A 12,049-nucleotide genomic window follows, 5' to 3' on the forward strand; every position below is an offset into this window, starting at 1 on the left:
TGGTCCATGACTGTGTCCTGGCCGACGAGGTCGACGGTCAGGTGGGGTGTGGTGCCGGGCGGGGCGGGTTCGACGGTGATGTGGAGCAGGTCGCCACCGGGGAGACGGTGGCCGGGAGCGTTGTAGTACTCCTCGACTCCCTGGCGGAGTTTGTTCCACGCCGCAGTGCTGTTGCCGCCGTTGAAGGCGACGGTGATGGTGAGGTCGGTGACGGTGTCGTCGTCGTGCCGGATGCGGCGGACGTCGAAGCGGGAGGGGACCGTGAAGCGGGGAGTGCGGTCCAGCCGCATCCGGGGTCGCGTGACAGGCCCGGCGTCGGGGGGAGCGGGCCGCGTCTGCGCGAGCGCGAGGTCCACCTCCCGGAGGGCTTCGGCAAGGACGGCTCCCTGCTGCTGCAGGGCTTCCCGGAGTTCGAACTCCTGTCGGCGGGAGTCCTGTTCCTCCTGCGCCGCCCTGGTGAGGTCCGCCGCCTCCGTGTGGAACCGCTGCCACGCGGCCGTCGCGTCCGGGTCGAGTCCTGAGGGCCGGCCTTCGGAGTCGAAGTTCCAGAGTCCGAGCGTGCCGTCCTCGTACCGTACGACCAGCTCGACCGGTTTCCCGGCCGTCGCCGCAGTCTGCGAGGCGGCGAACAGGGCACGCCCCAGCTCCTGCGGATCGGGCCGGGCGGGGGCCCCGTCCCCGGTCGCCGGGTCGGTGCCGACCGCGAGCCACAGTTGGGCCTCCTGGTCGGCGGGGTCGATCTGGGACGCCAGGAGATCGGGCAGGGAGTCCAGCGGATGGGTCCGCCAGTCCCTCAGGTCCGTGGCGGCCCCGGCGGTCGACACCGACAGGTCCGCGCCCGCCCGCACCATGGACGCCAGGTCGTACACCTGCGGATGGGTGCGGGGTGGGGTGATGCCGTGACCGAGTACGTCCCGTTCCGCGACGCGCACGGTGGCGGTGCCGGTGACATGCCGGGTTCCCTCCGGCCCCCGTACGGTCACATGGGTGTCGACCAGCGCCTCGTAGCTGCGGGTGCCGTGCGAGCCGTCCTTGGGGGCCGACGTCCCTCCGGTCTTGAGCCATTCGCGGCGCCCCCCGGACGTACCGGCCGTGCCGCCCGTCGTCCGGGGCTGTCGGGCCAGGACCGGGATGGTGGCACCGCCGGACGCCTGGTTGGCGTTGTCGTGACTGTAGATGCCTTGGAAGTTGATTCCGCCGGTCGCGCCGACGTTGGACGCCGAGCCGCCCACGGTACTGCTGAAACCGAGCCGGTCCAGGGTCACGTCCGACGCCTCGGTGACCCGGCGCGGGTTGTGCAGGGTGACGGACAGGGACGGCGGGGTGTCGGGCGCCGACTCGAACGGATAGGCGCCGGGCATGCTCTCGGTCAGCCCGGCCGCGGTGCGCGGGTGGTCCAGACCGATCTCGCCCGCCTGGATCAGCTCGCCGATGCGGACGGCGGTACTCTCCGCGGACGTGGAGGTGTCCAGGGAACGCCAGTCGCGGTCCTGGCTGGGTGCGACGGTGTTCAACGCGCTGGTCAGCTCCGGCCAGGCGTTGAACTCGAAGACCGGGGCCGGCCCGGTCGGGACGAAGCGGTCGCCCTTCAGGACGGGCGGGGTCTCCGAGACCGTGGGCGGCAGCGGCGGGTCCACTTCCTGGCCCTCGGCGGCCTCGCTGCCGGTGAACCTGAGCGTCACGCGGGCGGGCACGACGGCCGAGCGGCTGGGACGGCCGCCGAGCGTACGGCTGATCCAGCCGGTGACCCCGGAGCCGTCCTCCGGCGCGCCGGCCGCCGGCAGGAACCAGCCCTGCACCATGCCGCCCAGCACGTTCGGCGGCCAGTCCGCGACCAGCTCGGAGCGGACGCCCACCTCGTAGTCGTACTCCAGGTCGAAGTCGGCGACGCTGTCGGTGCGCAGCCAGAACCGGTCCTCGGCGGTGGTGGCGGTCTTCGTGCCGTGGGCGCGGGTGGTCGCGGCGCTCAGCACCGGGCCACTGCGGTCGGTACGGGTGTCGTTGCCGGGCTGTGGATAACGCGTGGTGGGATTGAAGGTGAGACCGTGCTGAACGGTGTTCGTCGTCCCGGTGGAGACTCCCGCGGGCTGATGCGCGTGATACTGCTCGATGCCGCCGCCCGCACCGGCTCTCCGCCCGCGGATGATGCGCCGTTCCTCGGCGCCGGCACGGGGTCTCGCGTTCAGGCTGACCTCGACCAGCCGGGCGCCGCCCTTCGCCAGATGGCGGAAGTGGAAGCGCTGCACGCCCCTCGGACCGCGTCCGGGCAGGGCACGCAGACCGGTGGGTGAGGTGTAGTCGGCGATCCGGGACGCCACGCCGGGAAGGTAGGCGGCGTGCCCCGGCTGCGTGACGCCCGGGGCCTCCGACTCGACCAGCGCGATCAACTCGTCGTAGAGCCGGTTTCGGCGCTCCACCGGAGCGCGGTCAACCGGGTCGGCGGGAGTGCCGGAAGTCGCGGTCCTGTCCTCGGAGGTGCTGGAGGCCGGTGGCGGGGGCGTGCCCTCGGGGACGTCGGAGGGGGGTGACGCGGTCGCGTCCGCGGCCACGGGCTCGGACTCCGCACGCTCGGCCTCCGGATCGCCGCGCGGGGTGTCGAGCTGGGTGACGGACAGCACGCCCGCCAGGCCCGGCTCTCCCGTACGGGTGAAGCGGCCGGGCAGCGGAAGGTCCTGCGGCGCCTGCTGCGGCGGGGTCAGACCCTCGACGCCGGTGAACCACTCCTGATGCCTCGCCAGTTGTCCGTCCGTCATCAGGAACTGCACGGCATCCGGCAGTTCCACGGCGACGGTCACCGGTTCCCCGCTGCCCAGACCGAGGGTGTTGCCGACCACGTTGCGGGTGCCCCCGCGCACGGTGACCAGAATCAACGCGTCGGCGCCGATACGGTGATTCTCGGCCTTCTCGGTCGGATTGCGGTTCACCGCGGTCGTGGCGGAGAGGGTCGCCGAGTCCTCCGACTTCGCGGTGTAGAGGTACTTCGCGGACGGCCCGAAGATGTCCGGCCGCTTCGGCGGTGCGGCGGAGGGATCGGTCGACTTGGCCACCGCGGGTGCCCTGGTGCCGGTCACCGCGACCCCGCTCTGGTGGGTGCCGGAGGAGGACTTCTGCTGGGACGCGGTGTCGGAGGAGGAGACGCCGGATTCCAGCTGCTGCTTGGCGCTCCGCATCAGACGGGGGTTGCGCAGCACACCGCTGATCTCCAGGGAGTACTCCTGGTCGGCGCCGAGGCCGGGCAGGGTGACTCCCTCGATCACATAGCTGCCTTTGAGGATCTGGTGCCCGCGCGCGGTGAGGTTCGCCGGCGAGAGGGCCGCCTGCTGCACCTCGGCAGCGAGGGTGGTCGGGTCGGTGGCGCTCTGCCCGGCCGCGGACGTCGCCACCAGTGACGCCGCCGACGTGACGACCTGCGGGCTCATGCCACTGATGGCGGTGCCCAGTGCGGACGCCCAACCGGGCTGCGGACGACCTGGATAGGTGCCCGCCGCTATCTGACGTATCGCCTCCTGGAGGTCGCCGGAGCCGCGGAACACGTCCAGGACCGCGTCGTCCGGAAGCTTGGCGATCCCTTCCGACGGGCGGCCGTCGGGGCCCGTCGTCGCGAGGGCCTTCCGGTCCTCCTCCGTCACCTCCCGGATCCGTCCGTTCCGCGGGCGAGGGGCAGGGTCCGCGGTGGCCGCGCGGGTCCGGTGATGCGGTACGGCGACCCTGATGCTGCCGGTGACGTCCGTCGGCGGCGGGCCGGCCGGGGGCGGGGTGGCGTCCGGCCCGACGTACGGCATGGCGGCGGTGTGCTCGGCGAAGCGGACGGTCGGCTCGGTGCCCGACCCGTCGTGCAGGTCGAGAGTGAACCGCGCGGGGATGTCGAAGACCTCGCCGCCCTGGTTCACGCCGACGAACTGCTGGTCCTGGCTCAGCCCCGAACCGACGTTGCCCGCGTGGGACGTCTGGCCGGTGTAGGCGTAGTCGGCGGCTGTGCCGAGGGTGCCGGTGCCGCCGGGAGGCCCCACGGGGCCGCTGACAGTGCCACCGAAACCGGCCGTCCAGCCGTAGCCGGACGACTGCTGCTCCAAGCCGCTCATGACGAAGGAGGTCAGGCCGATGAGGTGCAGGCCGGGCAGTGTGCGCACGTGCCGCGACGGACGTGGGGCCGCCGGTGCGGGTACAGGTGCCGGTGTCGTGTCGGGGGCGGGGTCGACGGGGTCCGGGGTCGTGTCATCACGGGTGGCTCGCAGGTTGAGCCGGATGCGGCGGGTCCCGCCGCCCGTGGTGGGCTTCTCCAGCCACAGGGCGTGACCGCCGTCGACCATCGCGTCGACGGCGGCCCGTAGCCCGATGGCCGAGCGGGCCTGCTCGAACCGGCGCAGGTTGTTCAACTGGGCCTGTACCAGAGCCTCGTCGGGCAGCACCGCGGTACGGCTCGTCGTGGTCGCGGAAGCCGGCAGGAACCCGTTCGCCCGCAACCAGACCTCGGCGTGGGCGAAGAGCTGCTCCGGACCCTCCACGCTCAGCGGGGCCGCGGTGGTGCCGATACTCCGGAGGTGCTCCAACTCAGCTGGCAGAAAACGGAGTTCATCCCCATCCGGGACCTTCCCCGCGGCGTCGGCCCTGGCCGGCACACGCAGCTGCATGCCGTCGTCCCAGGGGCCGAACCGTCGCACGGTCTCTCCGCCGCCGGGGCGTACCAGGGTGACGGTGTGCCGCACGCTCGCGGGCGTCAGCAGATGACTGCGGCTACTGCGCAGGGAGTGCGAGATGGTCGCGCTGCCCCCGTTGCTGAGGGTGTCGCTGGTCTGCCAGCGGACCCCGCCCTTGCCCAGGACGGATCCCGCGACCTTGCCCGCGGCGTCGGGGTGCCCCTTGGCGTGGCTGCCGGTGAAGGTCGGCCCGACGCCGAGGTCCACACCCACGGCGTTGGTGACCTTGGCTTGCCCGTCCACCTTGACGGTGTTGAGGAGATGGCTCTCCAGGTTGATCTTGCCGTCCTGGCTCTGATGCGTGGGCTTGCCCGGTGTGACCTTCGTGGCCAACTTCAGCATGCCGATCGCACGCCCGTGCTTGTCCAGTAGCAGTGGCGAGAAGATGCCGCCCGCCCGCTGCATGGGCAGAGTGCCGCGCAGCACCGGTTCGGAGAGGAACGCTTGCAGCGCCTGTGCGGACGAGTCGGAGAGGTCGGCGAGATCGTCGTGGAACTCGCCGTTGACCATCTCCAGGAGTTGGTGCGGTTCCTTGACGCTGTCCACGCCCCACAGCGGCAGTTCGTCCAGGTCGGCGGGTTCCGGCAGCGGCTCGGCGTCGGTCGGCCGCTCCGTGGTCAGATGCTCCGGGAACCAGATCGTGACCGGCCCGAGCTCCGATCCGGGGCCCCAGTTGTCCATCGGCGCCATGCGGGGAGTGTCGACCCGCGCCTGCCAGTTCGATGCGTAACTGAAGGCGTGCGAGGACTCGTTGCTGCGCTGTGCCGTCGTCGTCTGCACGGTCTGGGTGACCGACGTCGACAACGAAAGCTGATTGTGCGTCAGCGCCAGGGACGGTCCGAAGTCCACCCCGCGCACCGGCCCGGCGGCCGGGATCGGCAACGTCGCCGACCACGGCACCAACAGGGTCCGGATGTTGCCGGACGTCTCGGTGTCGCCCGACTCCTGGGTGCCGAGCCCGCGCCGCTCGACGTTCACGGCCGGGTCCGAGGGGTCACGCGTGCCCTGGCGGAGCGAGGGCACCGGGTCGTGCAGGGACAGCCGTACGTCGACGGTCCGCCGCCTGCCTCCGATGTCCACGGTGACGCGGTGCCCCATGCTGCTGAGCAGATAGGGCAGGTTGATCACCAGTTGCTCGCCGCCGAGTTCACGGCGCAGCTGTTCACGCACGGGGTGCGTGGCCTGCTGGTCCGCCGGAATCCTCAGCAGGTTCATCACATGCTGGTGCAGGCCGTCGGCGATCCGTGGCGGCAGCGGTTCCACCTGCACCAGGCCCACGTTGCCGTCGCGCCGGCTGCCGTAGCTCCGGACGTACGGCGACGGGGCGAGCGGCGCGAGCGGGTCGGCGCCCTCGGACCGGGTGGCCGGCTGCATGGCCCCGACGGTGTCGTCGGGGCCGCCGACGAGGGCACTGAGCAAGGAGAGATGGCGGGGACGCAGACCGCCCCGGGCGTAGCTGCCCCGCTGTTCCTCGGGGATGTCCTCGGCGACCGGGCGCTGATAGGTGCCCATCAGGCTGCCGTCGACCTGGGGGCGCTGCGGGGCGGTGGCGTCCCGGTTCTCGTCGCGCAGGCCGAGTTGGTGGCCGATCTCGTGGGCGAGGTCCTGCGCGGTGGCGTCGGCCCGCCATGTGTGCTGGGAGGTGCGGGATCCGGAGCCGCCACCCGCCAACTCCACCGCCAGATGAGGCTGTCGGCCCGCGACCGCGGGCACGACGGTGACGTGCAGCCGCTCACCGGTGGTGAGCCGGTGACCGGGATCGTTGAACGTCTGCCGCACCCCGGCAGCCATCCGGTCCCACAGGGCCTGGCGTTCGGTGTCGCCGACCGTGTCGGAGCCGCCCAGGGCGAGCTCGACGGTGAGGTCCACGATTGCCTCACCGTCGTGCGTGAAGCGGCGTACGTCGAAAGAGGAGTCGACGGTGTAGCGGGTGGGTTTGCCCTCGGCGGTCCTTGGCGTGGAGACCGGGTCCGTCCAGGTGTGGCTGCGGGTGACGGGCGGTACGACGGACCGTGCGGCATCCCAACCGGACTTTTCCGTAACGGGCTTGGTGGCTACGGGGGTTGCCGGGCCGGGTTTTGCCGGAACGGAGGTGGTGACCGTGGGTACCGTCGGGGTCGACTCCGTGGGGGTCGCGGGATCGGGTTCGGCGGGTGCGGACGTCGTGACCGTGGGGATCGCCGGAGCCGGTTCCGCCACCGGGTCCGTGGCGGCGGATGTCGTCGGCGTCGGGGCTGCCACCATGTCCGGGGTCGGGTTCTCTCCGGTCCCGGTCGTCGGCGAACTCCCCTCGGAGCGTGTGGTGATGGGGGTGGGGGCGGCCTCCGCGTCGCCCTCGGAGGAACGGCGCTTCTCGGCGCCGGGGCGTACAGGGGGTTGCGCGGCCCGGGACGGCTCCGGCGAGGGCCCGGCCGACCGCGCCGTGTCCCGGCCCTCCGTTCCGGTCGTCGGCGGAGCGGTGGCCGGGCCGGCCCCCGGGCCCTGGGCGACGTCGGAACGGGCGTCCGCATCGACGTCGGTACCCGCGTTCGTCACGACATCCGTACCGAGTCCCGCGCCCGCGTCCGTGCCGGCCCCGCCGTGTCCCGGCAGGAGCGTGGCCGTGGACGAAGTCCCGGGCCGACTCGCGGTCTCGGCGGAGGACTCGGGCGTGGACCCGTCCGCCGACCCGGGACCGGTGGCGTCCGGCGTCCCCTTGCTCGCGCGCTGCGGCGAGCCCGTGCCGCTCGCCTGATTTCCCTGTGCGGGCGTCTGACCCTGCGCCGAGCCCGTGTTGGCGGGCGCGCCTGCGTTCGTGGCGAGGTTGGCCGGGGTGCCGGTGGTCGAGGCCGCGAGGGGTGCGGCGCCGGCCGTCCCGATCGTCGGTATCGCCCCCTCGCTTCCCGCCGAGGTCTCCTCGTCCGAGCCCGGCAAAGGGGAATTGTCGGAAGCGGACTCCCGGGTGGCGGCGGACCGAGGGCCGGAGTCGCCGCCCTGGCCGATGGTTCCCGTCCTCGGGGCGGTCGTGCCCGCGCCGTCGTCCGTCGCCCGTCTCGCGTCCCCGTCCGTGTCGGAGGCCGCCGGATTCTCCTGAACGCTCTCGGATTCGTCGCTCCCCTGATGGGTGCCGGGAGTCGGCGCGGGCCGACCGCTGCCGCCGCTCCGGGGTGTCCCGCTGCCGGACGTCGCGGGCGTTCCACCGGAGGACGAGGTGGGGACCGTACCGGCGCCGCCACCGCCGATGCCGCCGAGCGAGCCCACGCCGTCGAGCCCGTCCCCGAGGCCGGCGTCGACGCCGCGGGGAATGTTCACCGAGGTCGAGAGGTCCGTCGTGCCCCTGCCCGTCGGGCCGGTGGAGGACGTGGTCGGCACCGCCTCCGGTGCGCGGTCGTCGTCGCGCCCGGTGTTCCGTCCGCCGGTCGAGGCACCGTCCCCACCGGTGACCGGCAGGACGTTGACACTGCCGAAGTCGAATCCGGACCCGAACGCCCCGCCGAACTTCGCCGCCGCCCCGAACAGTGCCGAACCGACCACCGAGCTGACGCCCGCCCCGATGAAGGTGTCCAGGTTGCCTTCCCACTTGCCGTGCAGGACGCCGGTGACGACGATCTCGGCCAGGGCCTCCGAACCGCCCGCCACCAGGAACTCGTTGGCGCCGCTGCCGGTCTCCCGGACGAACCGGTCGCCGACGGACCGCGGCGGCTTGTCCATCTTGGAGGTGATGTCGTCGGTGATGTTCTTGGTGTTGGTCTTGCCGAACTGGGCGCCGTCCGGACCGTCCAGGATGTTGCGGAAGCCCTTGCCGAGGTTCCTGGTCAGGGACTCGAAGGCGCCGTGGAACATGCCGGTGACGGCGCCGAAGAGGCCGTCCTCGACGATCTGCTTCCAGTCGAAGCCGTCAGGCCTGCGGCCGGGCGGGGCCATCGTCATCATGGCGAGCCGGACCACGAAGGTCTGGAACGCCTCGTCGAACGCCTCGGACAGGCTCGGCAGCAGATGTGTCCGCTTGAGCAACTGGTCCAGGGAGGTGAGGATCGCCACCCTGCTGCGGGCCTTGGCCGTCGCTGTCTGGCTCGCGGAGGCGCCGCCGGTGAAGAACGAGAGCGCCGCGATGATCGCCAACTCGATCAACAGGCGCACCAGTTCGGCGATGATCGACCACTTGGCCTCCATGATGTCCATGGAGATCTTGACCCGGCCGTTGCCGACGTCGTCCAACTGCCGGGCGAACTCCCGCAGATAGTTCGTCCCGCCGTTGTCCACGAACAGGCGCATCGCCCGGACGTACTGCCGGCCGACCTGCGGAGGCAGCGCCTGGCCCACGCCGAAGACCGACTGCTCGATCAGATCGGACAGTTCGCGGACGTTCTTGCCGAGCCGCCGGTAGGGCTGGTGGCTCCGGTACGCCAGGTCCTCGTCCGCTTGCAGCATCTTCTCGCCGATGAGAACGAAGAGCAGGTTGTTGAGTTGGGGCGAGACGATGATGCTCATCGGAGTGTCAGTGCTTTCCGCGGCGGGCCGAGTTGATCGAGTCGATCACGCCACTCTGGGTGGTGCGGATGTTGTCCAGGTTGGCCAGGGTGCCGTCGGCGACCCCGGAAACTGCCTCGACCAGCGAGGTTCCGGTGTCCACCGCCATCGTGCGCTCGCGCTTCTCCTGCGGGATCACCTCCTCGGCGAAGCTGTCGTCGTGGCCGGGCCAGCCGACCGTGCTGTTGAGGCCCATGGTGAAGTCTCGGAGCATCTCGTGGGCGAGCGTGCTGATCTGGTCGATCTGGCGCACACCGGCGGCCAGTCGGTCGGGCTCGGCGTAGTACGCGTTTCCCTCGGGCATCGCTGGTCAGTCCTCCTGGTCCTCGTGGATCTCGTCGAGCAGTCGGCGCGACGAGGCGTGGCGGTCCCCGCCCGAAGGTCCGTCGAGGACCCCCGGGCCGAAGATCTTGTGCCAGTCGATGTTCACACCGGGCAGTTCGGGCACGGAGTCGTGGGGCCGGGTGAACGGTTCGAAGGTCTCCATCACCTGACGGGCCATGACCGCCCGGGCCTCTTGGGCGGCCTCCAGAACACTGGCGGCCAGCTGCCCGGCAGGCATGGTGCGGTACTTGCCGTCCAGGAAACGCAGGTCGGTCAGGTCGCCCTGCGCGCTGACGGTCACCTCGACCGAGCGGTCCTGGGAGCGGATCGTGCAGCTGGCGCGGCTCAGCTCCGCCTCCGCCTCCGCCACCCCGGCCGTCGTGGTCTCCAGGTCGGCCATGGCGCGGGCGAGCCGCTGCTCGATGGTCTCTTTCATGTCGCTCATGCCTGTGCCGTCCCTCTGGTGTCCCGCACCGTGCTCAGCGCCCGATCACGGCGGGCGCGCCGCCCTCGTCGGTTCCCCATACGTCCTCGTCCTCTTCCGTCCAGCTCACGCGGGCCCGGTCGCCGCTCTCCGTGGACCGGCCGTTCTGGCCGGCGCCTCCGGGGCCCGGGACGAGCGTTCCCGAGGCGGCGCCGGTCGTCGCCGTCCGGCGCCGGGTCACCACCACGTCCTCGTCCTCGTCCGCGGTTCTGCGGGACCGTGACCGTCCCCGCCCGGCCGTCGCGGGCCCGGAGTCGGTCAGCACGTTGCGGACGCGCTCCCCGCTGTTGCCGCTGCCACCGCCACCCCCGCCCGATCCCATGCCACCCATGCCTCCGCCCATGCCGCCCATGCCCGGGAACAGCGGGCTGCCCGCCCCGCCGGCCGCCGTGCCCGCCTCACCGGTCGCGGCGGCCGCGAGAGGGTCGTCACCGGGAGCGCGCAGCGCCCCGCCCGACAGCAGCTCCGCCGAAGTGGCGTCGTCGTAGTCGGCGTAGCCGGTGTCGCCGTACCCGCCGTCGCCGAACCCGCCGTCGAGGAGGGACGAGCCGCCGGTCAGTGTGAGGCCGTCACCGAGACCGGTGTTCGTGGTGAGGCCCGACGCCAGGCCGTCCAGGTCCAGGCTGCTGCTGCTCGTCGTCGGTGTCAGGGAGTGGTTGGCGAGATCGAGGCCGCTCAAGGAGTCGCCGAGGCCGCTGCCGATGTTCCCGGTGGTGACGTTGCCGTCGGGGTCGCGGGTGGTCAGCGCCCCGGTCTCCGGGTCGATCGTGGTGGTCGTGCCGTCGGGGAACGTGGTGGTGAGGGTGCCGTCCGGGTTGAGCGTCGTCGTGCTGCCGTCGGGGTTGACGTGGCCGCCGGGGACGGTCAGGTCGCCGGTGGTGACCTTTCCGTCGGGGGACGTCGTCTTGATGATCCCCGTCTCCGGGTCGAGGAGCTGGGTGGTGCCGTCCGGGTATGTGGTGGTGAGGGTGCCGTCCGGGTTGAGCGTGGTGGTGCTGCCGTCGGGGTTGGTGAGCGTCGTCCCCTTCGTCTTGTCGTTGCCGTCGTCGCCCCCGTTCAGCAGGTTGCCGAGACCGGCACCCAGGTTGGAAGTGACGCCGCCGGGAGCGTCGATGCCGTCACCCAGGCCGTCACCGAGCCCGTCACCCAGGTTGTCCAGGCTGTCGCCGAGCCCGTCGCCGAGCCCGCCGCCCAGGTTGTTGAGGCTGTTGCCGAGACCGTCGCCGAGGTTGCTGAAGCTGTCGCCGAGGCCGTCCCCGAGGTTGTTGAGGCTGTCGCCGAGCCCGTCCCCGAGGTTGTCGAAGTTGTCGCCGAGGCCGTCCCCGAGGTTGTTCAGGCCGTCGCCCAGGCTGTTCCCGAGGTTGTTCAGGCCGTCGCCGAGGCCGTTGCCCAGATCGTTGAGGTTGTTGCCGAGGTTGTTCAGCGCGTTGTTGTACTCCTCCTGCTGCCGGTTCGCCTCGTCCTCGGCGAGCTGGCGCTTGTCGTCCTCGTACGTCTCCGTCAGCGAGGAGGTGTCCTTGGTGCGGATCTCGCTGAAGGCGTCCGACACGTCGCTCCACGCCGTCTTGAGCGTGGTGAGCGAGGTCTTCGCCTTTTCGACCAGGACGTCCTCGACGTGCTTGTTCCAGCGGGTCACGGCCTCTTCGCCGATCTTCACCCAGGTAGCCATGTCGTGGAGGTTGCCCCAGGGGGAGTGCTGCACGAACCCGGCGTCGGTGTTGTAGTCCTTCGCCGAATTGTTGGTCGTCACACGGGTGTGTTTGATCTGGTTCTCCAGCACCCATACGGAGACCTCCTGGAGGACCTCCATCAGGATCCTGTGCGCGTCGTGCCGGCCTCCGGCCGCCCAGGTGTCCCAGGCGTCGCTGAGCGCCTTGGCCTCCGTCATGAGAGCCGTCTGGGCGGTCGCCAGCGCCCGGCTGAGCTTCGACCGCGGCACATGACCGCCGAGCATGGCCGCCGCGGTGCCGGTGGCGTCCGCGGTGAGCTGGTCGACGTAACTGTCGTAGTTCTTGTGCAGCTGATGGACCAACTG

3 protein-coding genes and 1 pseudogene are annotated in these 12,049 nt (G+C 71.5%); all 4 read right to left on the reverse strand.

Going from position 1 to position 12,049, the window contains the following annotated elements; translation table 11 throughout:
- Nucleotides 1-9,167, reverse strand: a pseudogene (locus ACFWEP_RS23395) (hypothetical protein); the annotation flags it as partial.
- A 7-nt stretch (nucleotides 9,168-9,174) separates the two neighbouring features.
- Nucleotides 9,175-9,510 carry a hypothetical protein gene (locus tag ACFWEP_RS23400; RefSeq protein ID WP_387372520.1) on the reverse strand — a complete coding sequence of 112 codons (336 nt, stop codon included), beginning with the start codon at nucleotides 9,508-9,510 and terminating at the stop codon, nucleotides 9,175-9,177.
- 6 nt (nucleotides 9,511-9,516) lie between these two features.
- A complete protein-coding gene (locus ACFWEP_RS23405) occupies nucleotides 9,517-9,975 on the reverse strand; it encodes a YbaB/EbfC family nucleoid-associated protein (RefSeq protein WP_387372522.1) in 459 nt (152 codons plus the stop codon).
- A gap of 34 nt (nucleotides 9,976-10,009) precedes the next feature.
- Nucleotides 10,010-12,049 (reverse strand): AAWKG family protein (locus ACFWEP_RS23410; protein ID WP_387372524.1); only part of this gene is annotated, 2,040 nt, incomplete at its 5' end.

It is taken from the genome of Streptomyces sp. NPDC060198 (assembly GCF_042728415.1).
Lineage (GTDB): Bacteria > Actinomycetota > Actinomycetes > Streptomycetales > Streptomycetaceae > Streptomyces.

Excerpts from the sequence above, each read along its gene's own strand:
- ACFWEP_RS23400 (WP_387372520.1), bottom strand. The coding sequence starts at position 9,510 with ATGCCCGAGGGAAACGCGTACTACGCCGAGCCCGACCGACTGGCCGCC.
- ACFWEP_RS23405 (WP_387372522.1), bottom strand. The coding sequence starts at position 9,975 with ATGAGCGACATGAAAGAGACCATCGAGCAGCGGCTCGCCCGCGCCATG.